Source organism: Microcoleus sp. N3A4 (assembly GCF_036701805.1).
GTDB lineage: Bacteria > Cyanobacteriota > Cyanobacteriia > Cyanobacteriales > Microcoleaceae > Microcoleus.
In genome coordinates, this window is sequence record NZ_JAUBRJ010000011.1 from 87469 (window position 1) to 112686 (window position 25218).

General features: G+C 44.5%; 20 protein-coding genes, 1 tRNA gene and 1 pseudogene. 15 read left to right on the forward strand and 7 right to left on the reverse strand.

Translation table 11 applies throughout. The features are described from left to right. Positions 1 to 91: 91 nt before the first annotated feature. Positions 92 to 229, reverse strand: coding sequence for a hypothetical protein (locus QUA56_RS09105; RefSeq protein WP_333356090.1), 138 nt, complete (start codon positions 227 to 229; stop codon positions 92 to 94). Between the two features lie 183 nt (positions 230 to 412). Between QUA56_RS09105 and ldpA the strand changes: the two genes are divergently transcribed. The 9 genes from ldpA to cheB all read left to right on the forward strand — a co-directional run bounded on the left by ldpA (position 413) and on the right by cheB (position 16765). After that, positions 413 to 1564 carry a circadian clock protein LdpA gene (ldpA, locus tag QUA56_RS09110; protein WP_333356093.1) on the forward strand — a complete coding sequence of 384 codons (1152 nt, stop codon included), beginning with the start codon at positions 413 to 415 and terminating at the stop codon, positions 1562 to 1564. 186 nt (positions 1565 to 1750) lie between these two features. Then, positions 1751 to 3517 (forward strand): R3H domain-containing nucleic acid-binding protein, encoded by a 1767-nt coding sequence (locus QUA56_RS09115; RefSeq protein ID WP_333356096.1) that lies wholly within the window; start codon positions 1751 to 1753, stop codon positions 3515 to 3517. 307 nt (positions 3518 to 3824) lie between these two features. After that, the gene (locus tag QUA56_RS09120) at positions 3825 to 5285 is read left to right on the forward strand and encodes a hypothetical protein (RefSeq protein WP_333356098.1); all 1461 of its coding nucleotides are present in this window, start codon (positions 3825 to 3827) and stop codon (positions 5283 to 5285) included. A gap of 404 nt (positions 5286 to 5689) precedes the next feature. Next, positions 5690 to 7345 (forward strand): CheR family methyltransferase, encoded by a 1656-nt coding sequence (locus tag QUA56_RS09125; protein WP_333356101.1) that lies wholly within the window; start codon positions 5690 to 5692, stop codon positions 7343 to 7345. A gap of 120 nt (positions 7346 to 7465) precedes the next feature. Continuing rightward, on the forward strand, positions 7466 to 8584 hold the full coding sequence (locus tag QUA56_RS09130; RefSeq protein WP_333356104.1) for a chemotaxis protein CheW: 1119 nt from the start codon (positions 7466 to 7468) through the stop codon (positions 8582 to 8584). Positions 8585 to 9086: 502 nt separating this feature from the next. Then, the gene (locus QUA56_RS09135) at positions 9087 to 10553 is read left to right on the forward strand and encodes a methyl-accepting chemotaxis protein (protein WP_333356107.1); all 1467 of its coding nucleotides are present in this window, start codon (positions 9087 to 9089) and stop codon (positions 10551 to 10553) included. A 389-nt stretch (positions 10554 to 10942) separates the two neighbouring features. Further along, positions 10943 to 12826 carry a methyl-accepting chemotaxis protein gene (locus QUA56_RS09140; protein WP_333356110.1) on the forward strand — a complete coding sequence of 628 codons (1884 nt, stop codon included), beginning with the start codon at positions 10943 to 10945 and terminating at the stop codon, positions 12824 to 12826. Between the two features lie 206 nt (positions 12827 to 13032). After that, entirely contained in the window at positions 13033 to 15537 is a 2505-nt protein-coding gene (locus QUA56_RS09145) for a hybrid sensor histidine kinase/response regulator (RefSeq protein ID WP_333356113.1), read from the forward strand. Between the two features lie 142 nt (positions 15538 to 15679). Further along, the gene (gene cheB / locus QUA56_RS09150) at positions 15680 to 16765 is read left to right on the forward strand and encodes a chemotaxis-specific protein-glutamate methyltransferase CheB (RefSeq protein ID WP_333356116.1); all 1086 of its coding nucleotides are present in this window, start codon (positions 15680 to 15682) and stop codon (positions 16763 to 16765) included. Positions 16766 to 17097: 332 nt separating this feature from the next. Here the strand turns inward: cheB and QUA56_RS09155 are convergent, their stop codons facing one another. Continuing rightward, positions 17098 to 17487 (reverse strand): response regulator, encoded by a 390-nt coding sequence (locus QUA56_RS09155; protein WP_332948257.1) that lies wholly within the window; start codon positions 17485 to 17487, stop codon positions 17098 to 17100. 566 nt (positions 17488 to 18053) lie between these two features. Here QUA56_RS09155 and QUA56_RS09160 point away from each other — a divergent pair. From QUA56_RS09160 to QUA56_RS09170, 3 genes are all read left to right on the forward strand, one after another. Then, on the forward strand, positions 18054 to 18203 hold the full coding sequence (locus QUA56_RS09160) for a hypothetical protein (RefSeq protein ID WP_333356119.1): 150 nt from the start codon (positions 18054 to 18056) through the stop codon (positions 18201 to 18203). A gap of 49 nt (positions 18204 to 18252) precedes the next feature. Continuing rightward, positions 18253 to 18606, forward strand: a complete 354-nt coding sequence (locus QUA56_RS09165) for an ATP-binding protein (protein WP_333356121.1) — start codon at positions 18253 to 18255, stop codon at positions 18604 to 18606. Positions 18607 to 18767: 161 nt separating this feature from the next. Next, positions 18768 to 18839, forward strand: a tRNA-Gln gene (locus QUA56_RS09170). 527 nt (positions 18840 to 19366) lie between these two features. On the opposite strand, the gene QUA56_RS09175 is transcribed toward QUA56_RS09170, so the two are convergent. Next, positions 19367 to 20689 (reverse strand): serine hydrolase, encoded by a 1323-nt coding sequence (locus tag QUA56_RS09175; protein ID WP_445242883.1) that lies wholly within the window; start codon positions 20687 to 20689, stop codon positions 19367 to 19369. A gap of 176 nt (positions 20690 to 20865) precedes the next feature. Here QUA56_RS09175 and QUA56_RS09180 point away from each other — a divergent pair, with 176 nt between their 5' ends. Beyond that, positions 20866 to 21972: an N-acetylmuramoyl-L-alanine amidase-like domain-containing protein gene (locus QUA56_RS09180; RefSeq protein WP_333356126.1), complete on the forward strand. Its 1107-nt coding sequence runs from the start codon at positions 20866 to 20868 to the stop codon at positions 21970 to 21972. 274 nt (positions 21973 to 22246) lie between these two features. On the opposite strand, the pseudogene QUA56_RS36790 reads toward QUA56_RS09180, so the two are convergent. Continuing rightward, positions 22247 to 22378, reverse strand: a pseudogene (locus tag QUA56_RS36790) (IS982 family transposase); the annotation flags it as partial. Between the two features lie 143 nt (positions 22379 to 22521). Here QUA56_RS36790 and QUA56_RS09185 point away from each other — a divergent pair. After that, positions 22522 to 22773 (forward strand): hypothetical protein, encoded by a 252-nt coding sequence (locus QUA56_RS09185; RefSeq protein ID WP_333356129.1) that lies wholly within the window; start codon positions 22522 to 22524, stop codon positions 22771 to 22773. Between the two features lie 41 nt (positions 22774 to 22814). Here the strand turns inward: QUA56_RS09185 and QUA56_RS09190 are convergent, their stop codons facing one another. Further along, positions 22815 to 23108: an XRE family transcriptional regulator gene (locus QUA56_RS09190; protein ID WP_333356132.1), complete on the reverse strand. Its 294-nt coding sequence runs from the start codon at positions 23106 to 23108 to the stop codon at positions 22815 to 22817. A 56-nt stretch (positions 23109 to 23164) separates the two neighbouring features. On the opposite strand from QUA56_RS09190, the gene QUA56_RS09195 reads away from it, so the two are divergent. Beyond that, a complete protein-coding gene (locus tag QUA56_RS09195) occupies positions 23165 to 24298 on the forward strand; it encodes an Rpn family recombination-promoting nuclease/putative transposase (protein WP_333356135.1) in 1134 nt (377 codons plus the stop codon). Between the two features lie 192 nt (positions 24299 to 24490). Here QUA56_RS09195 and QUA56_RS09200 read toward each other — a convergent pair whose 3' ends face one another. Next, entirely contained in the window at positions 24491 to 24778 is a 288-nt protein-coding gene (locus QUA56_RS09200) for an NfeD family protein (protein ID WP_333356138.1), read from the reverse strand. Positions 24779 to 24890: 112 nt separating this feature from the next. Next, the gene (locus QUA56_RS09205; protein WP_333101688.1) at positions 24891 to 25178 is read right to left on the reverse strand and encodes an NfeD family protein; all 288 of its coding nucleotides are present in this window, start codon (positions 25176 to 25178) and stop codon (positions 24891 to 24893) included. Positions 25179 to 25218 lie beyond the last annotated feature (40 nt).

Below are 25218 nucleotides of genomic sequence, written 5' to 3' on the forward strand. Positions count from 1 at the left end.
TCGCAGATTAACCCAGATGAATTTAGCTTCAAGTTAGGGAGGAGAATGTTCATCTGCGGTTGGTCGATGGGTTTCAACGCTCGATCGAACTTTATGGCAACTGCCATTGCACGGCAACTCCAAAAAAAATCTCTAGCCTACTTTTTCCTTGCCCAATCGACCCAACTATGATATGATAGAGAGTCTGTCTGTAAGTCAAGGCGATCGCCAAAGTTGAAAATCGCGTCATAGTTAGGCACTCTCAAAAAAATTAGATTTCTCAAAAATAGTTAAGTCAGAACTCTACATATAGGGCAAACAGCACTAGAGCTACTGCTATCAGTAGCGTTTCCAGCTTGTATCAGCCTAAATTTTAAAATTAAGTAGAAATTTTCAGATAGTAATTTTCAGCTCAAAGGATTAGCATATAAGGGTGACAGAACATTATCATCCCCTAAACTCATTAAAAGGCGGCCATTGGTTCAAGCTGATCTGTGGGGCGAGCTTTCAACACCTGCCTGCTGTACGGAATCTCACCTTGGCTTACACCTTAGCAGGCGCTGACTGTATCGATGTCGCGGCAGATCCCGCCGCCGTCGCCGCAGCGAAAGAAGCCCTACAAGTGGCCAGCGAATTACAGGCAAGAACTCAAAACCGCAGGTTTGGCGGCAAAGGGTTGCCGTTGCTGATGGTGAGTTTAAACGATGGGGAAGACCCGCATTTTCGCAAAGCCGAATTCAACCCAGCCGAGTGTCCGGCGGACTGCTGGCGGCCGTGCGAAAAAATATGTCCAGCCGAAGCAATAGTTTTTCAGAGTGCTGGCAGTGGTTTTTCCGGGGTGATAGACCAGCAGTGCTATGGCTGCGGTCGCTGTCTGCCGATTTGTCCGAGCCAACTAATTTATACTCGTTCTTACGTGTCTGCTCCCGGCGCGATCGCACCTTTAATCTTGCAATCCGGTGCGGACGCCCTAGAAATCCACACGCAAGTAGGCAGAGAGGCAGATTTTGGGCGACTTTGGTCGAGCATAGCTCCCTGGGTCGGTCAACTCAAAGTAATCGCAATTAGTTGCCCCGATGGAGACGGTTTGATTGATTATTTGCGGACACTCTATCAAATAATTTCCCCCCTTCCTTGTCCCCTAATTTGGCAAACCGACGGTAGGCCGATGAGCGGAGATATCGGAACAGGAACTACTAGAGCCGCGGTCAAACTCGGTCAAAAAGTTTTGGCGGCCCAGTTGCCGGGATACGTGCAACTTGCAGGCGGCACTAATGCTCACACTGTCAGCAAGCTGAGAGCCGGCGGACTGCTGTTGGATGGCGGGAAAAATTTGTCAGTTCCCCCTGTCCCGTACATTGCAGGTGTAGCTTACGGCAGCTATGCCAGGGTTTTGCTATCGCCAATTTTAGAACAATTAGAAACAATGCAGACCGATCGAGCCTATGCCGTTCCGGTGGCACTCGCGCAGCCAGCAGCCGGAGTTCAAACATCTCGGCTACCTCAGCTCGAAGCAGTCCCAGAACTTCTCTCGGAGGCCGTGAGTTTAGCTCGTTCTCTAGTTTCCCAGCTCAAAGAATTTTAGTCATTAGTTAGTGGTTAGTAGTTAGTAGTTAGTAGTTAGTAGTTAGTGGTTAGTAGTTAGTAGTTAGTGGTTAGTAGTTAATTCCAACAACAAATAACAAATAACAAATAACAAATAACAACTGAACAAATAACAACTGAACAACTGACTAAAAAGTTGAAAACGTCACCGAACACATCGAGGCGAATGCAGATTACAGACGACCTCAACAGATTATTAGACATCGTGCCAGATGAGATCCGGCAGCCCTTAGAGCAGCACCCGCAGCGCAACAATCTCATTGAGATTGTCATGGACTTGGGCCGCCAACCTGAAGCTCGTTTTCCATCCTCGGCCGAACCTCTTTCCCAAACGCCGATTACCAAGGCACACCTCAACTATTGCATCGAGCGAGTCGGCCACTTCGGCGGCGACAATCGAGCCGGTATCGAGCAAACCCTGCACCGAATTAGCGCCCTTCGCAACCGCAGCGGCGAGATTATCGGCTTGACTTTGAGGGTGGGCCGCGCTGTGTTTGGGACGATCGGCATAATCCGCGATTTGGTGGAAACCGGTCAGTCAATTTTGATGCTCGGCCGCCCCGGAGTCGGCAAAACCACGGCCCTGCGCGAAATTGCCCGCGTGCTCGCCGATGACTTGGAAAAACGGGTGGTAATCATCGACACCTCCAACGAAATCGCCGGAGATGGAGATATCCCGCACCCGGCGATCGGCAGAGCTCGCAGAATGCAAGTTTCTCGTCCCGAACTCCAGCACCAAGTCATGATCGAAGCAGTGGAAAACCATATGCCGGAAGTGATCGTGATTGACGAAATCGGCACGGAACTCGAAGCTTTGGCGGCTCGGACGATCGCCGAAAGGGGCGTGCAGTTGGTCGGTACCGCCCACGGGAACCGGATCGAAAACTTGATGAAAAACCCGACTCTGGCAGATTTAATTGGGGGCATCCAAGCGGTGACGCTGGGAGATGACGAAGCAAGACGCCGCGGTTCTCAAAAGACGGTTTTGGAGCGCAAAGCACCGCCCACTTTTGAAATTGCCGTCGAAATGCTGGAACGCCAGCGCTGGGTAATACACGAGCGAGTTGCAGATTCGATCGACAGTCTGCTGCGGGGACGCGAACCGAACCAGCAAATCAGAAGCGTCAGCGAGACTGGAGAAGTAATTATCGAGCGCGAGTCGGTCGCTCCCCCCGCCCGGTTTCCGGGGATGCCAGCGAACGGCGGCCCGGCTGCGGTATCGGCAATCCGGCCCGTCACACCGATCTCTGGGTGGCGGAGTGCTGGCAAAATGGTGCCGATGCCCGCTCAAGGCGAGAACTTCGCTGCTAAAAGCGCGCCGGTTTCTGAGACTCGGTATTTCGAGCAACTGCTCGAAGAATCCCTGTCCGTCGAGCCGGTACCCAAGCCCGGACGCTATTCCCACAATGTCGGCCCTAACGGCGAAGATTTGCCCCTCCACGTTTATCCTTACGGCATAGCTCGCCACCAGCTCGAACAGGTGATTTCGACGCTGAACCTGCCGGTGCTGCTGACGAAGGATATTGAGAGTGCTGACGTGGTTTTGGCTTTGCGATCGAACGTTCGGAACCAGTCGAAATTGAGGCACTTGGCCAAAACTCGCCAAGTTCCCCTGCACACAATTAAGGCCGGCACTATTCCCCACGTAGCGAGAGCTTTGCGGCGCCTGTTGGACATGGACGACCCGGGCACCCCGGAAGTGGCAGACCTCGCCTTATTCGCCCGCAGCGGTTCTTCTGATGAGCTCGAAGCTCTCGAAGAAACGCGCTTGGCAGTCGAGCAAATTGTCATTCCCAAGGGACAGCCGGTGGAACTCCTGCCCCGTTCTCCCAACGTCCGCAAAATGCAGCACGAACTTGTGGAACACTATCACCTGAAATCCCACAGTTTTGGGGAAGAACCCAACCGCCGCCTGCGGATTTATCCAGCTTAAGTGTTGGAGATTGACGCCTTTGAAGGCAGAAGGTAGAAGGCAAACGGCCGAATTTTTATGATTCTTTATGTTTTCTACCTTTTGCCTTTGAGATCGTATCGGCTAAATTAACGATAATTCTTGTCGGGGCGAGAAACTGTTAGCTAATTTCTAGACAAAGCTACCCATCACTTCCCGTTTGTCCATCTATCAACCGATCGACATATTCTCGCTTGCCGTTCCTTCCAGTCTGGGATAGTTTTTAGTTTTTCTCGCACTCCGGTTCTGACGTTAAAGCAAATTGGAGTTCTATCCAGAGGTCGAATCAATGCCTTCGGTAACCTACGTCAAAGGTCTTCCAACACCAGCGAATGAGCTAAACGCACTTGGATTCAGTGAGTTTGAGATGTTCCTAGAAGCATTTGCACCTATCTTTCGAGATGCCGCAATTGAAACCGTCAACTATCTGTTATCTGGCACTGAATTCAACAAATCGACGTGGAACACCCATTTGCAGAAGACCTACCAAATCAGCAAGCGTCATGCAAATGGTGTGATTGCTCATGCAAAAGGTAAGGTAGATGGCTCAAAAGAACATCGCACTTTACATATCAAAACGTTGTTCGGGAAGGCAAAATCAATCGAAGCTTGGATCGAGAAAGCAGAACGCAAACTGAAGCTTGCTCGAAGGTTCTACGCAAAAAAGAATTGGCAGAACTCAAAAGCAGGGTGCAATTTTCCTTTGTCATGTTCTTTGAAATACCAAGATACGAACTGGCAGAATTTGAAGTTTCAAATTCATGGGAAAAAGCGTAAGTTGCACTCGATTAAAAACAAGATTGAATTCTTGAAACGTGAGCCTATCAGGGTGTCTGTTCCTCACGGACAAGTTTTTATTGTCGGATCTAAGGATGAAAGCTTTGGGAATCAGATTGCACAATGGGACGGCAAAATCATTAAGTTTCGCGTTCCTGCTTGCCTGGAGTCTCGATTTGGGAAGTCCGTTTCTTCAGAGATTGGTAACTTCGATCGCAACATCAACCGATTGCCCGCGACAGGCGCTAAGACTTGGCATCTGTTCAAGAAAAACGGGAAGTGGAATGCTGCGGTACAGTTTGCGCCTTCCGAGGTGAAGCACCAATCAAAGGATCGTGCCTATGGGTGCATCGGGATTGATATGAATCCTGGTTCGATTGGTTGGAGCTATGCGGACACCGAAGGGAACCTGAAAGCTCACGGTCAAATCCCGCTAGAAATGGGACTGCCATCAGGTAAACAACAGGCTCAAATTGTTGATGCTTGTCTGTATGCGGCTAATCTTGCAATTTGCTTTGCCTGCCCTATCGTGTGCGAAGAATTGGATTTTGCAGACAAGAAAGAGCGTTTAGGCGAACAAGGTAAAAAGTATGCCAGAATGCTGTCTTCTTGGGCATACAGTGAGTTTTTCAGGCAACTGAACTCAGTCCTGTCAAACCGTGGAATCGAGCTAATTACGGTCAATCCTGCCTACAGTTCAATGATTGGGCTGGTGAAGTACATGAAAATGTACGGACTCGCCAGTGATGAAGCGGCTGCACTGGTTATCGCCCGACGTGGAATGCGGCTGAGTGAAAGACTGCCATCGACCATAACCGCCTATTTCGAGGTGAACTCGGAAAAGCACGTATGGTCAATGTGGAACCAACTAAATAAACTGATCGAGCGTTCCGGCAAGGTTAATCGCAGACACGATTACTTTACCGTTTCTAACTGGAGTTTCCTAGCCAACCTTGAAACCGAGGAAGCGTAAGCACGCTTAAAAGAATGCTTTCACTTACACCGTGGAGTGAGGTATGGACAAATTATCTAGTTTTGGGTAGCTTTGTCCACACATTTAGAAGCGGCGAGTTCACACCTGCATCTGTAAGATCGGCAGCAGCGAGGGCGTAAACTCGCCCCGACCCCAATTTTGTAGTCGATCGACCGGACATGATATTATTTCCGTTGGTATAGCAATCCTCGCATCAGTCGCAAATTCGAGCGAGACCAGAATCCTTGCAGTGCGAGCCAGAAAGCTCGCGTATAATGCAAGCAAATCATTTAGGATTGCTATATATTTTTGTTGTGATTGCGATCGGCTCAAATGCGTAGCCAATTCCCCATTACTAACCCCCCATAATAACACCTTATACCTAAAGATTTACCATAGTTGATATGAATGATGCACAAATTCAGCTATTTATTGAATTAATTGCGGCTCACACGGGTTTACAAATTCGCCCGCAAGATCGATCGGCTTTCTGTCAAAAACTTTTGACTCGGATGATAGCTGTAAAAATAGCCTTTCCCGACAACTATTATCAAATGTTAGCCACTCCCAGTTTGGAAAGTCAAAGCGAATGGCGCGAACTCGCGTTGGTGCTGACAACCAACGAAAGTTATTTCATGCGGGACAAAGGACAGTTTTCGCTCCTGGAAAAAGTTATTTTTCCCGAATTGATCGCTCACCAAATAAAAATGCACGAGACATGGGGAATTCAGCCAACATTGCGAATCTGGAGTGCCGGCTGCTCGACGGGTGAAGAACCTTATTCTTTAGTTATGATTTTAAAACAGCTAATTCCTGATTGGGAAAAATGGAAAATTTTAGTTTTAGGTACTGATATCAATGAAGAAGTAATAGAAAAAGCGCAGCGAGGAATTTACAGCTCTTGGTCGTTTCGCTTGGTCGATTCGGAACTGCAAATGCGCTATTTCGACAAGTGGAAAACAGAGTGGAAAATCGACCGGAATTTGCGCCAATTAGTCAGCTTTAGCTGTGTAAATTTAGTTGCCGATGATTTCCCTAATATTTACACAGATATTAATAACATGGATTTGATACTGTGCAGAAATGTTTTTGTTTATTTTGAAGCTCAGTATATTTCACAGGTATTGAAAAAGTTTGCTAAGACGCTGAGACCGGGAGGATATTTAATGACTGGTCACGCTGAAGTTCACAATCACGTGATGGACGATTTTCAACCAAAGGTTTTCCGGGAGTCGGTTGTTTATCAAGCCAAGAATTTCTTAGGGGAGGAAGCCGGTAAAATAAAGTCTTCGCTTGCACCAGCATCCAAGGCAAAATCGGCGTTTGGGGAATCGGAAAAGGCAGGGGAATTTGACGGCGACAGCCGTCAGTTGCTACCGAGGCGAACTGTGCTAGCTAGTTTGGCTAACGGCAATTTTGCGGATATCGGGTCGCTGTTAACAGCAGATACTGGATTGGTAAAGATGCTGGGAACTCGCTATGTGGAGAGAGATTTGGCGGGTAACGATGAGTCATTTTCACATTCTACTGTAAAAAAACAGGAAAAAACTTATTTAATGCTAATTTTAGAAACCGAAAAGTGCTTGAAAAATAAAGATTATACTGAGGCGATTAACAAGGCTAAACAGGCGCTATCCATGCAATCTCAGACTTTTGATGCCGATTATTTGTTGGCGCAAATTTATGCAAATTTAGGTAAGTATTCTCAGGCGATCGAACACTGCAAGCGAGCTAGCAAAGCAGATGCTATGTCAGTATTGCCTTATTATTTGCAAGCTCACATTGCTGAAGAACAGGGCGACTTGGAAACAGCTAAAATTTTACTTAAAAAAATTATTTATCTTTGCCCGTATTTTGTTTCAGCTTATCTAGAACTAGCGAATATATACAATAAAGAAGGTAAGCTAAATATAGCTATTAAAATGTACAACTCATCTTGCGATCTTCTCACAAAACTACCGCCCAATACTCGGATCGAGCAGGAGGGAAAAATGACAGCGAGTCAAGTATTGATGGATGTTCAAAAAAAATTGTTACAATTGTACAGCCAAGCAAACTGACGCGCCAGTAGAAGCTAAAAATCCGGTTTCTTTGTAGGTGCCCCGCTGCCCAACCAAATACGATCGTAGAAACCAGTTTTTTTTTTCGCAAGTCCTAGTAAATAAAATGTCAGGGTAAATATGGAAACTAAGCCGTATCTTATATTTAAACAGAACGGTTTGCTCTGGGGTGTAGCAGTCGGCTGCGTTCGGGAAATTTTCTTTCTGCCGGAGCTCACACCCATCGCCCAAGCGCCTCAAGCTATTGTCGGGGCGATCGATCTCAGGGGCGAAATTCTGCCCGTGATGGATCTGAATCTCCGTTTCGGATATCTCTGGCAAGAATATTGTTTGACAGATAGCGCGATCGTCATAGAATGGCAAGAATTTCGAGTTGCCATCATTGTCAATGAAGTTAGCGAAGTTAAGCATATCCCCGAAGAGGCGATAACTCCGCAGCTATCTTACGCGCGAGACAAGGCAGAGGCGTCCCATGATTTTTTAGCTGGATTTGCCCGCTGCGGGGCCGATATTATCATGCTGCTCAATCTCGATAGTTTAATTCGATATTCTCCCCACAAAACAGAGGCAGAAATGCCAGTTTCTGCAAGCGGTGCAGGCTCTTTGGCGGCATCCGACAAGGTAGAGGGCAAAAATTTTCAGTTAGAAATAGAGCCAAAATTGTTAGCGGAAGATGCTAAAGTTTTGAGCCAGCCTCAGCTTTTTTGTCCGAATGCTGCGCCGGAAGAAAAGGCAATTTTTCGAGAGCGAGCTGACAATTTGAGGCTATTGGGCGATCGCGAAAATTCTGCGGCAATTAATATGTCGCTGGCAGTGGTTGTTTTGAACGGCGAATACTTTGGTATTAATCTAGAGGTAGTGCGCGAATTTACTGACATTCGCCAAGTAACTCCGGTTCCTTGCACTCCCGATCGCATTATTGGAAATATGAATTTGCGCGGCGAGATTCTGACGCTAGTGGATATTCGGAATGTTTTAAATATGTCTGCGGATACAAAATCTCTATCGAAGGCGATCGTTGTTGAAATTGAAGATTTGGTCGTTGGTATAGTTGTTGACGAAATCTTAAATATTATATATTTAAATGTGACAGAGCTTGCGACTATTCCTGCTGCACTAAATTCGGCAAACCGCGAATATTTGCAGGCTACCACTTTTTACGAAGAAAAAATTATCGCTGTTCTCAACTTGCAGAAACTGCTGACAAAAGGGGGAGTTGTTGTTGATGAGGAGGTTTGAAAAAAAATGTTGTACTAAATCCGCTTTTAAACTTACGCCCATAGCACCAATGTTAGATCATTTTAGGCCTTGCTCAAAATGGTGCAAAATATCAGTTTCAAACGATATTTTATATCAGATCCGACAAATTACTGACAATAGGTCATTGCGTTTCATATCGCGTAGCGAAACGCAATGCAGTGAAGTGAAGCAATAATCGCTGTTGTCTGAGACTGCTTTTCTCTGCTGTTGCAACTCCAGCGCTGCCGACAAGTATTGAGACGGACATGATTTTACCGGCGAATCGGGGTCGCGCCTGCACAAACGATGTCCGTGCAGCCCGAAGCTGAAGAAAAGAGGGTAATAGAACATAATTTGCTATGATACTATTTTCTACAGTCACTGCACGGCATTGCTCCCAGAAGTAGCCGGCTCATTTCAGTTGCCAACGCGGGACTCCGAACCACTATCGCAGCGTCACAACATTACTAAGAGAATTGCTATCTTAAATTCAGGAAAAAAGATGTTTGCTAAAATAAAAAATTTAAACATTAGAAACAAGATGCTGCTCGGATATCTAGCGCCAGCAGCTATATACTTAGGGTTCCCCGCAGTAGTTATCTCTACTACAAATCAGGTTTTTAAAACTTTCCAAGAAACGGAAAGGGTAGAGCAAGTAGTCGGAGAAACAATGAATATATCCCTAGGTGTGGAGCAAATGAGCAGGGGGTCGCGCGATATGTTAATTAATAATAAAAATCAGGAGTTTTTAACGGATTTTAAAGCAGGTGCAGAGTTAGCTCGCCAGTCAGGGAATAATCTAGAGAAGATCGTTAAAGATCCCGAACAGAGAATCCGTTTGCAAAGGATGCGAGAGCTAGTCAAGCAATATTATGATGGTTCTAACGAAGAGTTGGTTCGCTTATTGCAGCAAAATCAGAGAGCGAAAGCCATCGCTGTATTTAATGCAGGCAAGTACACAAATGTTCTCAATGACTTTTTGAAAGTGAACCGGGAATTTCGGGAAACAGAATTAAGTATGGTTAAACAAAAAACAAAAATAACGCAGGAAGCTTTAAGCTTTTTGCTATCGACGCTGCTGGTTGGTTCGGTGCTGTTAGTGCTGTTTGGTGCGGGCATAGCTTGGCTGATTTCGTCAGGAATTGTTGGAACTATCGATCGCGCAATTAGTTCGATCGCAACTTCTTCCACTGAGATTGCAGCCACAGTTGAAGAACAGGAACGCATGGCAAGCCAGCAAGCAGCTTCAGTCAATCAAACTACTACGACAATGGACCAATTGGGCGCATCTTCTAGGGCAACTTCACAGCAGATAGAAACTGCCGCATCTCAAGCAATGCAAGCTTTAACTTTAGCTGGCGCAGGTACAAAAGCTGTCGAACAAACTTTAGAAGCAATGGCAACGCTGAAAACTAAAGTGCAGGATATGCAAGGGCAAATTATGCAGTTGAGCGAGCAAACCGATCGCATTGGCAATATCTCAACTGTAGTTAGCGACTTGGCAAATCAAACTAATATGTTAGCGCTAAATGCTGCGGTGGAAGCAGTGCGTGCGGGCGAACACGGCAAGGGGTTCGGCGTTGTGGCATCAGAAATTCGCAAACTTGCCGATCGCAGTAAAAAATCTGCCTCGCAAATTAATCTGTTAGTTGCTGATATTCAGCAAGCGATTAATTTAACGGTAATGGTGACAGACGAAGGAACTAAAACTGTGGAAGCTGGGGTGAATATTGCATCAGAAACCGCTGCGGCATTTGCCGGAGTGGCTAATGCAATTAACAACGTGGTTTTGAGTTCTCAGCAAATTTCGCTGAATGCCAAACAGCAAGCGATCGCGATCGAACAAGTGGTGGAAGTCATGAACTCTCTCAACCAAGCAGCGGCACAAACGGCTTGCGGTATCACTCAAACTAAAGTCGGCACTCAAAAATTGAATGAAGCTGCTTTAGATTTAAAAGCAGTTGTTTAGAATAGCGATCGGTTATGATAGTTTCAAAAAATCATGCAACGGCAGGCAAGATCCCAACCCCAATACTCATTAGTCATTCGCAATTATTCACTTATAAAATCTAAATCTAAAATGGTATGAGCGAGCAGTTATAATTTTAAAATAAAAAAAATGTTTTGAATAATTAAAGTCATTGTTTTGGCGATCGCGATTCATGATGTAGTTGAGCCAGTCAACTCTCTCAACCTAGTCGCTCAAGAAAATGCCACCGGCATTTCTCAAATCAAATTAGGCATAGAACAGCTTAACTAAGCAGCCAAAAATCTCTAATTAGCAGTGTTGTGATTTGTTATTTACTACCAATTCTTAATTCCCAATTTCCAGTCCAAACTCCCAATTCCCAGTAACCAATGATTAACAAATTTTTCAATAAAATGCAGCACCGAATGCTGCTGCTCCTAATTTTAAGTACCTTGATTCCAGTATTTCTTGTTGGTTGGTATGGAATTTATTCTTCCACAGCAGCACTGCAAAATTTATCATTAATAAGTCTCAATGGAACTGTTAATTCCAGCGCCAATCAAATGATTAACAAGTTGGAAAATCTCAGAGCAGATATTTTGTTTCTCCGCAATACTCCCCCTGTTCAGGGAATGATTAGAGCTCTAGAAGGAAAGGGAGTAGACACACAAACTAATTCAACTTATCAAGATTGGGTTGAGCTAATGCAACTCACATTTTCATCCATGATGGAAGCCAAGCCATATTATATGCAATTGCGTTACATAGATAATAAAGGTAAGGAGATCGTGCGCCTCGATTCTGACGGCACAAATATCAAATTTATTCCAGATTTTCAACTACAAAATAAATCAGACAGAGATTACTTTATGGCAACTATGAAGCTAAAACCAGGAGAAGTCTATGTGTCTTCATTAAATCTAAATCAGGAAAACGGTAAAATAGAAATTCCTTACAAGCCAACAATTCGCCACGCTACTCCAATTTTTGATACCAAAGGAGAAAGAAAAGGCATTTTGATTGCTAATTGCTTGGGGAATAGTCTAATCGATATAGTTAAAGAGATAAATAATGGAAATTCAGACGAAGCTTTTATGGTAAATCAAGATGGTAACTATATCTATCATCCTAATTCTTCAAAAGCATGGGGTTCTGACAAAAAAACAGATGAAAATCTCAACAAAGATTATTCAGTACACCTAGTTACTAAAATTCTTTCCGGTGGTCAAGGCAATATCGACCTCAGCGACCGAGTTATTAGTTATAATACAGTTTTCCCGACAAAACAAAATAACAAAAAATTTATGGTTATTGTGAATCAAGCACCGAAAAGTTTGCTTTTTGCTTCTATTGTTAGGTTACAAAAAATAGCGGCAATTATTGCTGTATTGTCCCTCGGAATTGTCCTGGCATTAGGATTGTTCCTGCTGGAAAAAATGGCAAAGCTAATTCAGAGATTAGTCTCCCAAATATCTTCACTTTCACTGCAAATAGTATCTAATATGAACGAGCAAGAGCAAATAGTCGGCCAGCAATTTGTCTCAGTTAATGAAACAACTGCAACTTTAGAAAATTTGGGGATATCTTCTCAGCAAACAGCCGAGCAAGCTGAGGCTGTTGCCGCCGCAGCTCGCCAAGCTTTAAATCTCGCGGATGAAGGCACTCAAATGGTTGAGCAAACTCTTAATCAAATGCTGGGTTTGAGAGAAGCTGTGGTGGCAATTTCTCAGCAAAATCAGCGACTTTATGACAGTACAAGTCAGATTGGAAATATCTCGACTTTAGCAAGTTTGGTTAGTGATTTAGCCAGCCAGACGAATATCCTGGCTCTCAACGCCACAGTCGAAGCAGTCAGAGCTGGTGAGTACGGCAAAGGTTTGGCGGTGGTAGCAAGCGAAATTCGCAAATTAGCAGATGAAAGCCAAGAAGCGGCGCAAAAGATTAATGGTATTATTCCAGAAATTAAACGTGCGATCGACTCGACTGTGAAAGCAACAGAAAAGGGACAAAAAACCGCAGTAGCAGGGGTGAAAACAGCACGAGATACGGCAGAAGCTTTTACGGGTGTTAGGGAAGCTTGCAATCTCGTGTTTGCTAGCAACCAACAAATTTATTTTAATATTCAACAGCAGGCGATGGCTATTCAGCAAGTAGGTGAGGCCATGAATTCTATCAACAAAGCCGCATTTCAAACAGTCAGCGGCATTACTCAAGTCAAAATCGGCACTCAAAAACTTAACGAAGCTGCATTAAATCTCAAATCAGTAGTGTAAGAAGGAAGTTCGGCAACGAGGGGTGTACGGGATTTAACTGATTTAATGGATTTAATGGATATTGAGGGAAGAGGGAAGTTACGCAACGAGGGGTGTACGGAATTTAACGGATGTAACGGATTTAATGGATAGAAGGAAGAATTAGCGATTACCAATTAGCGATTACCGATTACCAGTTACCGATTACTTATTACCCAAAGATATATATGATTGAAGATGAAGAACTCCGAGATGTATTTAAAATCGCTAGTCAAGAACACTTGCAGAAACTAGACGATGGATTGCTGTACTTGGAACAACACCCGGGGGACTCAGCTAAGTTAGAAGAATTGCTGCGGGAAACCCATTCTCTTAAAGGCGATGCTGGGATGCTGGCAGTAAAAAATGTAGCATCTTTAGCTCATCAAATTGAGCATATTTTGGGATGTGTCAAGCGGGGAGAAACTCAACTGAATTCAGATATTAGCGATCGACTTTCGCAAGGTTTAGACGCCATTCGCAAACTCGTTGACGAAGCCGTCACGGGTCAAGATTCCGGCGTCAATACATTTTACGTACTCGCTAACATGATGGGTGCTTCTAACCAGCCCGAGCCAATCACCCCGACAGCAGAGCCAGAATCTTCACAAGTACCCGAACAAGAATTAGTAAAAACCCAATTTACTGATTCGGAAACGCCACCACCAGAAACAAACAGTGAAACTTCTTTCGCTACTGATTTATATAATAATTCCTCTTTTTTGGCGCTAAAATCCGAGCAAGAATTGCTGCGGCAAGCTCAAAACTTGCCTGCCGCTTCTGGGCCCGCTGCTGCATCGGCTTCTCAACCCACTGTTAACGGTTCTTTTGCTTCGTCTTACCGCATCGAAACAATTCGCGTTGCTACCCAAAATTTAGATGATTTAATGACTCAAGCAGGGGAACTTACTGTTACCAAAACTCGGCTAGTACACCGACTTGCTGCTCTCGAAAAGCTGACAACTTTGTGGGAAGATTGGAGCCGAGAAGCTTTGATAAATCGGTTGGCCCTTCATCAGATAGAAACTCAGAAAATAGAAGATGAGAAAACTGGGTTTCAACAAAACGCGATCGTCATGCAGTTACAGAATTATTACCAGCGGACTGAAGAACATTTAGAACATCTGGGAACTCTAGTAAATCGCTTGAACAATCGAGTTGAGGAAGATACTTCCAGACTCGAATTAATTGCGGAGGAATTAGGCTCAGGAATTCGCACTCTCAGACTGCTGCCTTTGTCTACTATTTTTAATCAATTTCCCCGAGCGGTTAGAGACTTGGCGAAGCGGGAAGGAAAAGAAGTTGAATTAGTTATTGAAGGTGGGGAAAATCGAGTTGATAAAAGGATTTTAGAAGAAATGAAAGACCCTTTGATGCACATGATTCGGAATGCGATCGACCACGGCATCGAGACTGCGGCTGAACGCGAAAAGCTCGGCAAATTTCCCGCCGCTACTCTCCGAATTAAAGGCTACCATACTGCTAGTAATATTATCATTGAAGTTGCTGATGATGGCCAGGGACTTAATCTCGACCGAATTAAACAAACTGCTGTCAAACGCAACATCTGCACGTCGGAAGCACTCGCCGTCATGACAGAAAGCCAAATTCAATCGCTGATTTTCGATCCTGGTTTTTCCACCAGAACATTTGTTACTGAAGTCTCTGGCCGGGGAGTGGGTTTAGATGTAGTTCGGACTAATGTTGAAGCACTAAAAGGCAGCATTCAAGTTGAATCGGTATCAGGAAAAGGATGCAAGTTTCGGCTGCTAATCAGCACGTCTGTGGCTACGGCTAATGTATTAATCGTAGCGGTCAAAAATTTTGCTTATGCGCTGCCAATTGAGTTTGTTGAAACGGCAAAAATGGTTGCTTATTCGGATATTTTTCCATTTGAAGGTAAGGCGACTATACTTGCCGACGGTCAGCCACTATCAGTTGCTTATTTGGCAGATATACTAGAATTAAACAATAGAGAATGGCTGCCGACAAATCGGGAGTGGACACAGGAAAGTTTGAGAGAACTCAACAGGAAAATAGAGGGAGAATCTCTGAATTCAAATTCTCCGAAAATGTCTTGTATTGTTCTGAAAGTTGGGGAAGAAAGATTGGGATTATTTATAGATGCTTTGATTGAGGCACAGGATGTGGTGATTAAACCTCAAAGTCAATTGCTGAAACGGGTACGAAATGTTTCAGGTGCAACGATTCTCGGGACGGGGGAAGTTTGTATGGTACTTAATCCCCACGATTTGATAAAATCTTTACGCCAGCAAGTTTCGTCGCGTGGAGTTTCTGGTGCGCGATCGCAACTTGAGAGTGCCAGCAGAAAACAAGTTATACTCTTAGCAGAAGACTCGATCGCCACGCGCACTCAAGAAAAGCGCATCCTTGAAGGTGCGGGTTACGAAGTTGTGACAGCGGTAGATGGATTGGATGCTTTCCATAAATTGAAAACTCGCGATTTTGATGCTGTGATTTCTGACGTGCAAATGCCAAATCTAGATGGTTTGGCGCTGACTGTTAAGATTCGTCAGCAAAAAGAATACAGTGAGTTGCCGATAATTTTAGTTACATCTTTGGCATCCGATGAAGATAGAAAAAGAGGGGCTGACGCCGGGGCTAATGCTTATATTCCTAAAGGTACGTTCAATCAAGATGTGCTGGTAGAGACACTAAAAAGGTTAGTTTAGTCATCAGTCATTAGTCATTAGTTATTAGTCATTAGTTATTCACTACCAATTAGGAATGTCCAGTGCATACTGCACAATTCCCAGTGCATCGATTGCCCGAGGCCTCAATCCCAATTTCCATTCCCAATTTCCCAACAAACTGATGTTATCGCCCATTAAACTATTGTTAGTTGAAGATTCTCCCGTAGTCACAATCGTCCTCAAACGAATTTTTAATTCATCGCCCGAAATCAAAGTTGTAGGAACCGCTTGCAACGGATTAGAAGCACTAGAATTAATCCCGAAACTTCAGCCACAAGTAATCTGTACGGATTGGAACATGGCACCAATGAACGGGTTAGAATTCACCCAAGAAGTAATGAAGAAATATCCGCTACCAATTTTAGTAATTAGTGCTTCAGTGCAAGTTGATGATACTCAGAATGTATTTCAAATTTTAAAGGCTGGCGCATTAGATGTTTTTCCGAAACCCATTGGTGGGTTGGTATCAGATTACGATCGCATGGCTCATCAATTAATAGCTAAAATTAAAATACTCTCTGGAGTTAAAGTATTTACACGGCATCCAAAAATGGTACAAACACAAGATAATAACCAAATTGTAAAAATTAACGAAGTACCATTTCCTAATTATAAGTTTTCTCACAAAAATGTTAAAATTCCAACTATTAAAATATTGGCTGTAGGGGCTTCTACAGGGGGGCCACAAGCACTGCACGCAATTATTTCTAAGCTTCCGGCTAATTTTTCAGTACCTGTAATTTGCGTCCAGCACATCAGTGAAGGTTTTTTGCAAGGATTAGTTGATTGGCTGGGTTATGAATCGAAACTGCCGGTGAAAATAGCTGGTTTGGGGGAATTGCCGCAAGCTGGTGTTGTTTATTTCCCGCCCGAAAAACGTCATTTAGAATTGGATTCCCAAGGGCGATTTATTTATACTGAACCTGCTCCTGGCGGGGGACACTGCCCCTCAGTAACGGTAACATTTAAGTCAGTTGCTAATTTTTACGGTCGGGCGGCAGCGGGAGTTTTACTAACAGGAATGGGTCGAGACGGATCTGAGGGTATGCTGGCGATCGCCAAACTGGGCGGTTTGACAATTGCTCAAAATGAAGCTACTTGCGTTGTTTTCGGAATGCCGAAAGAAGCGATCGCCCTCGGTGCCGCCCAACACGTTGTACCCCTCACCGCGATCGCTCCTCTACTGTTGGCGAAATTAAAAGTTTAAGGTTTAGGGGAAATATAGCGGTTTCCAGTTGAATCAGGTACAGGTAATAAGCTGTTATGCACCTAGATTGTTTATGGTATTAGAGGGGGAGAAGGGGAGAGGGGGAGAGGGGGAGAGGATTTGACGAGTTTTGATATGGGATCGAAATATGCAATTTAAGTGCACAACAACTTACCATTTTAGATTTGAGATTTTAGATTTGGCATGATGGAAAAATGCTATAATTTTGAGTTGGGAACTAGCAGAAACCGGGTTGCTATATCGCAATAGTTTTGTTCAGCAGTCTGCCTGAAATCATCAACCCGGTTTCTTTGATGTAGCGCGGGTAACTTTTATGATTTGAGATTGATAAACTTACCAATTACTTCGCGCAACTTGTCAGCATCAAACGGCTTAGTTAAATACTCGGTCGCTCCCGCCAAACGCCCCTGTACCTTATCAAAGGCTCCATCTCGCGCTGTCAGCATCACGATCGGCAAATTCTGAAACTGAGGCAAGCTTCGCACCGTGCGGCAAAGTTCCAATCCGTCAATACCAGGCATCGAAACATCGAGCAACAAAACCGAAATTTGTTCGTGATAAATCGTTGACAAAGCATCCACTGCATTGTCTGTCACTAGAACTCGAAACTCTTTGCTTAAAGCCTGTTTGACAAGTCCTTGCATCACGACGCTATCATCAACTGCCAAAATAGTTGGTACTTGACTGCTACTTGCAGACATATTCTTCTCCCTGTTTATTTAATAGTTATTGAAAATAGAAAACATAATTCCCGCCGTCAATTTTTGAGAGTTGCCTCTGCAAAATAATTGCCCACCCCGTTGGAGCGTTAGTAAAAACCTTACCCATGTTTTTTCGACTTCAAACTCTAAAAAACGGATTGCCAGAGAGGTCGATCGGCGATTACAACAGTTGCAAAATGTGTATTCCAACCCAGAAACCCTTGACCGTCGAGTTTGACCAACTATTTTTACAAAGTTTAACATTTTGGCAATCTTTTGTACTTCATATCCTAAATTTAGTTGAGTCACGGTCTGTCGCACCGCCCGGTAAAGGGCACTGGTATTGTGGCACAAACCAATTATCTTAATCTACCAGCAAGCCAGCTACTCACGATTAGAAAAGTCTGTTAAGATACAATTAAACTTATTAAAAAAGTCTATGTAAGCGATCGCCATCTACTTATGAAAGGTGCTTCCTCCCGACCGAGGCTCTTAGATTTAGCCCGCCGGAGGTATTCAAAAGCATAGTCAACAGGAATTATAATTTAGACACTTCGGACGGGCCGATGCTAGGATTGCTCTGTGTCATGGACTCCGTGCCGAAAGAATTGACAAAAAAAACGATAGATGCTACCGAAACTTTAACTCGGCAAGTTGCGAGTTTGGTTGAGCTGCGCTGGCAATTAATCAAAGCCCAGAAAGAGGCAGCCGCTTGAAGTCAAACGGGCAGATACCTGGAATTGAGGTAATTAAGACTGCGGCGACTTGCCGAAGGTAGAGTGCTATCCCCGACACCTCAGCCAAGTATTGATGAATATTTTGGGGAATGCGATCGACTCTTGGGAAAATCAGCCCGCACCCAAGACGATCGACATCTCGACGGCGGTGGCGGCCAAAGACTCGGAGGATACTGAGTCAGGAAAATCGATCGGTCAACTTGCGGTCATTCGGATTCGCGACAGCGGGCCGGGATTGACCCAAAAAGCTAAATGTCGCTGGTTTGACCCTTTCTTTACCGCTAAACCTGTGAGCAAGGGTACGGGGCTCGGCTTGTCTATCAGCTACCAGATTGTCGTGGAAAAACACGGAGCAAGCTGGAACTGTATCTCGGAACCCTGACAGGGAAAGGAGTTCAGGATTGATAACCCGCTGGCTCGACCCGCTGTTGTCAAAGAATAAACCTGCGGGCGATGGCTTTCAAAAACAGTTTTTAAATTTTATTGTCAAAATGCTTGACAGATTGCAGTGTTTGAATGTTAAGATAGTGAAGGTTAAGACGTTGGGGCGTCGCCAAGTGGTAAGGCAGCGGGTTTTGGTCCCGCCATTCAGAGGTTCGAATCCTTTCGCCCCAGTTAAATTGTGTCCGGTCAATCAATTATTTAACTAATTGTTTCTAGTCTGCCCAAGGGCGACGAGAGAAGACCGACTTCATAACTACAAACCTAATTAGGGTTTTACCTAAAAGCATAGATTTGTGGTCAAGAAATCGATTTCTTTGGTCGCCAGTGCCCATTTTTCGCAGAAACCGTTGTTTTTGCGTAATATCACTTCTGACTGCGCCGGAATTGTAAAATCGATTCAATATTCAACACTTATAGCAATCCTAAATGATTTGCTTGCATTATACGCGAGCTTTCTGGCTCGCGTATAATGCAAGGATTCTGGTCTCGCTCGAGAGAGGCGACTGATGCGAGGATTGCTATATATCCAATCCGGTTGCCTTGGAATGATTAAACCAATCTTGACGCAGAGAATACAGAGGAAGAGAACAGAGAGATGAATAATTCCGATGCTACCGGATTTGATATCAACCATCCTTCAGTTTTTCGACCCCTCCTTCTACAGTCAACCGTCAACAGTCAACAGGCCCTACTCCATATCACTGCAAAATGCTGGGGCCGCGAGCGTTTAGCCGATCGAAAACGTATCGAGAAATTGCTGGAAATGCTGTTTCGTCCTTGGCATAAGCCGGATCGTCTGCGAAAACGACTAAGATATAAATCGCGCGATCGTCTAAAGTTCTGACAAATGCCGCTTCGCTGCGGGATTTGGAAGTATAGCCCACTTTGGAACCAAAATAAATATTAGTTGGTAAAGATTCGCCTAGAAATCCTTGTATCGAATTGCTAGGGTCTTTTTTCCATGCCTTGGGGTCTAAATCTCTTGTCAGCAAGTAAGCCATTTTGCGGCTGGCGACGCTAGAAACCGCTTGCCTAGTATAGATTTCATATATTAATCTGGCGGCTTGGTCGGTGGTTACTTGATTGCGAATCGGCTGGGAAGCATCGCCCCGCAATTGCAAGTCGCGACCGATTGGACCTTCTTGCCTCAAATAGTATATGGGATAATTTTTGGTGCTTATACGAATATCATTGTAGCCTGCTGACTGGAAAAATGTGTTAATTTGAGTGCGCTTTTTCAGCCATGTTTGCAATTCTTCTCCTGCGAGCCGTCCGCCGGATTTTGTATCTGTGATTTTGTCTAAAAGCCTGCTGGCTGCATCGTTGTTGGAGACACCAATCATTTGTTCTAGGTCGTCTTTAAAGGCAGATTCTTTTTGCGTAATGATGCCTTTTTCGATGGCTGAGTAAAAGGCGGCCATCCAAAATAACTTGGCAACGCTAGCGGGAAATCGGAGAGTTTGATTTTGATATCCGGCGAAGGTGTGAGTTTTGGAATTACTGACATCAAATAAGGTAATTGATAGCTGTTCTGTGGGCAGTCCTTTACTGCTTGCAATCTTCACAGATTCATCAACAATCTCTTGCAATTCTTGAGAGTAAACTGGATTGGGAGGTGTTTTGATGTTGTAGCTGAAGGTAGGCTCGCTTTGACGATCGGCTAAATTTTCCGATGGTTCAATTGTCGGAGGCGAGAGTGTTTCTTGAGGCGAGACGGGCTGTTGAGCCAAGATGACTGGCGGTTCTGGGGGACGGCGAATTCTGAACGGTATTGTGACAATCCAACCGATCGCGATCGCCCCGGCAATTAAGCACAGGATGTTACGGTATTTTAACCGAGAAAATTTCGTCCTCACTCGGCGACGAGATTGGACTGGGCCCTCGCTGCTGTGGCGACGAGATTGGACTGGGCCCTCGCTGCTGTGGCGACGAGATTGGACTGGGCCTCGGGGGCGGATTGGGCCTCGGGGCTGGATTGGGCCTCGGGGCTGGATTGGGCGGCGTCGGCGTTCTACTTGCATTGTGTTGTGGTATCAAACTCGCACGATCAGTTTATAATAGGGCGGCGTCTAAATGACAAGTGTGTCGATCGACTGCGCTGTTGCCAATTTTATCGGTCTGCTAGGCTGATTGAGACTTCTAATAATTGTAAAAATTTCAGGATAGCACTCAGTTGAAGCAAAATCCTTTGAAAAACATGAGAAATTTTTGGAGTCTGGCTGTTTTGGGATTGGCGATCGCCAGCGTGAATAATTCTTTGATACCTCATGTTTGGGTATTTCAGTCTCCACCTGCTGCTGGATCTGTTGTCGATCGACAAACAGCAGGACGCGGTGCAGATGTAGCGGCTTCCTTGACGGGAGAAAGCGAAAATCGGGAAGTAACAAAAAAGCAAACTGTCTCTAGTTTCCCGAGTCTGTTTTGGGACTTCAACAATTTACCTGAAATTTCCTATTCCCAATTAGTGGAGGTGCTGGCGAGACGACCGGACTCAAATAATACGGAGAGAGAAACCGCTGCACAACCTGAAGACATAGCACGTTTTGAAAAGGTTGTACAGTATGCAAAACAACAAAATTTGCACGCTCGCTCGATCGGAGAAATCGTCCAGGCGATCGCCGATTATTTCCTAGGAAAACCCTACGCTGAGGGTTTGCTGGACAAATCCGGCGAAGAAAAGTTGATCGTAACTTTGAATAAATTTGATTGCGTTTTGTTTGTAGAAACCGTTTTGGCGATTGCCAGGGGCGTAGCAGTACAAGATTATGACTATCAAAATTTTGTAAATCGCATAGAAGAACAGCGGTATTTAAACGGTAAAATCAACGGTTATTGCAGCAGATTGCACTATTTTTCGGAATGGATTAACGACAATCAAAAACGGCAAACAGTGGAAAATCTCACCGCTGAATTAGGCGGAGTGCCCATGAATAAAACACTAAATTTTATGAGCCAGCACCGCAGCAGTTACCCGCAAATGGTCAAAGACGAAGCAACTTATCAGTGCATTGTCAGCCAAGAAGCAGACTTAGCCAAAACTACTGTTAATTACATCCCGACAAATCGCATAAAAAGTGTTTATTCTCAGTTAAAAGCGGGGGATATTGTAGCGGTAGCGACGGATGTTAAAGGATTGGATGTCACCCACATGGGTTTAGTCTACCGCAATGCTGACGGCAATATCGGTTTAATTCACGCTTCGCCTGCTGGGGAGGTGACAGTTGCTTACGACTTGCAGAGATATATTAGGAGAGTCGAAAGTGCGATCGGCATAGTAGTCGCTAGGGCAAAAACACCTAATTAACGCGAGTTCGATGGAGTTCGATCGCCTCACATTTCGGCTGACCGAAAGCATCCAGGATACAAGCCCCCGGATTCATCCGTCCAGAAATAAAAAACCTGTATCCGATAAAGGAGCCCCCGAATTTATTCGTGGGGTGAATGCTTCAATTCTTTAATCTAAAATCTAAAATCTAAAATCGATTGACGCTCACGGCGAAGCCACAAGCTATAAGTTCCAAGGCAACAGGAAATTAGCTTGTCAAGTTTTACGTTTATTTAATTCAGGAAATTTGAGTTCATTCAAAATGGTAAACTGGTTGTTCAATGTCAGACAATGATGGTTTTGATGGTTGATAAGTATCAGCAATCATTCCTGCCACTAAACTCACCATAAAATTAGCTACACTTCGATATCTTGTCTGTCTCACAAAAAACTTCTGTCATGTCTAAGTGTGATGCTCTGTGTTCCATAAAAGCCTCCCTAATTGTCTAAATATTTGCTGGCTATATCTCTATTTTCCCACGCTTACTGATTAGATCGTAGTTTTATATGTGACGTGAATACAATCGGATGGTGACGATCGCCTGCCCAATCGTCGCCTGTGCAAGTAGCGATCGGACTCCATCGAACTCACGTTGGTTTACCTTTCTCCTGAACCTGTTCATCGTCGGGTTCCCATTTCAGTTTGAGCTTTTTGCAGATGCAAAGAAACTGCTTGCGCTGAACAGGTTGACCTTTGAAAAAATTGTTGCTGGCGGTACACGACATCGGGAGCATCTCAGTTTTGCAAAAAGCATTTTTTTTATTATAGTGCGAGCTTAAGAGCTCGCGTATTCTACAAATCGCGAGCTCTTAAGCTCGCACTATAAATGCAAAACTGAGATGCTCCCCACGACATCTTTATTTAATTTAGCAGCCAAATCGGATTTGCTACCAAATTTTGCTAATGCGATGTCCGCGTTTTTTAAATGAGATACTTCTGGCTGTGGAATGCCAAAAAGTTGACTAATTTCGTGCTGTTTCAAGTTCCGTTGTTTCAGGATACGGATTACTTGAATTCCTATTTTGCCCCGCGTAAAAAGTGCATCTGCATCCTTCAGACCGAGGTCAGCGAATACCTTGCCACTGCTTTCTTCAAAAATCGGTTCTTGTGTCATGGTTGTTCCTCTCTTGGCATGGTATAGTACCCATCTTCGATTCGCATCGACAACTCATGAAAACAGACACCATTTTCTACAGCCTGTTTCAAGAATTTCCCAGCTTCTTCTTTGAACTGATCGATCGTTCTCCAGACGAAGCCACCGCCTATGAATTCACCTCCCGCGAAATCAAACAACTCGCATTCCGCATCGACGGGTTATTTCTCCCCAAAACCGAAGAACCAGAAAAACCATTTTACTTAGCTGAAGTTCAGTTTCAACCCGATGCCGACTTGTACTACCGCATCTTTGGCGAACTCTTTCTCTATCTGCGACAATACAAACCGGTCAATCCTTGGCGGGTGGTTGTCATTTATCCCAATCGTCGCATCGAACACGAACAGATGCTGCAATTTCAGGAACTCTTAACCAGTCAGCGCGTCCAACGGATTTACCTTGATGAATTGCCAGAAGCCGCAGATCGATCGCTGGGAGTGAAAGTTGTTAAACTGGTAATCGAGCCAGCAGAGACAGCGGCAGAACAAGCACGGCAGTCGATCGCAATGGCACGAGAACAGTTGTCCGATCCAACCGTTCTACGCGATTTAATTAACCTCATCGAAACAATTATCGTCTACAAACTCCCCCAAAAAAGCCGCGAGGAAATTGCCGCCATGTTGAATTTAAGCGAACTCAGACAAACTCGATTTTACCAGGAAGTCAAGCAAGAAGGTTTAGAAGAAGGACTCGAACAAGGTGAGCGGCAGGCGAAGTTAGAAGCCATTCGTCGCACGATAGGGTTGGGGATAAATTTAGAGACGATCGCGCAATTATTAGATTTGTCTCTCGAATTTGTTCGCCAAACAATTAACAAAATCCAACGGGAATCGATGTCACTCCCCGAACAAAAAATCGACTCGTTTATCGAACTATTAACTCACCAGCGATCGCTCTTCGGGGCCGAACAATTAACCGAACTAGCCCAGCTAATTGAACCCTTATCCGATGAGATTGATGTCCTTTCAGAAGCGATTTCATCCTGGGCTGAAAATTACCCTTCAATTCAGGAAGCTCAAGCCAAACTGCTCGAACCACTACCGCCGATCGCTAAAGCATCAGAACAAGCAGCAGGAAGCTCGGAAAGTAGCGCATCTCAAATGGGCGATCGCCTCAACAAACAAGCTCTCAAAAATGCCATTTTCTTCTAGTGCACAACAGCCTACCTCCTTTATAATTCGGCGGTTGAAACCGCTACTACACAAACAAAGCCCGCCTCTGCAGGCTAAGAAATAAAGGGGATATTTAAGCCAAATTGCCACTAAAAAACAGAATAGTCAGAACCCCGACTTATTCAATAAGTCGGGGTTCTGACAGTGAAAAAGTTGAGATTACTTTCTAGTTTAGTTTGCGGGAGCCAGGGAAACTAACAGAGTGATGTTGTCAACGCCGATGACATAAACGGTGTCTCCCGGTGTGAGAGTGATTTGGCGATCGCACCGTGCGGGCCACCAGCTACCTTGGAAGCGGACGCGACCTGTTTGATTCGGGTAAATCGATTCATCGACGACTGCTTCTTCGTTGAAATAGTTAAAATTGGTGTTGATGTAGTTGTCGATTAACATATTCTTTTCTGTGCTGTAGGTGTGAGTAGAAAAAATTGAACCGAAAGCTTTTATTACGTTGAACATTTTCCTGACTCCTTTTGTGTTAATATATATTGAAGTTTACGCGCCTATTTATGCTATTTGAAAAGTAGCATTTCTTTGTTGGGATTGATTACTAGGTCGTTCATGCTCTGATTTAGTCTGCAGGAGCCAGGGAAACTAACAGAGTGATGTTATCAACGCCGATGACATAAACGGTGTCTCCCGGTGTGAGAGTGATTTGGCGATCGCACCGTGCGGGCCACCAGCTACCTTGGAAGCGGACGCGACCTGTTTGATTCGGGTAAATCGATTCATCAACCACTGCTTCTTCGTTGAAATAGTTAAAATTGGTGTTGACGTAATTTTTGATTAACATATTGTTAGCTGTGCTGTATCCTTGGGTGGAGAAAATCGATCCGAAAGCTTTTACTACGTTGAACATGATATTTACTCCTGTTGTGTTAAAATATATGGATGTGTAA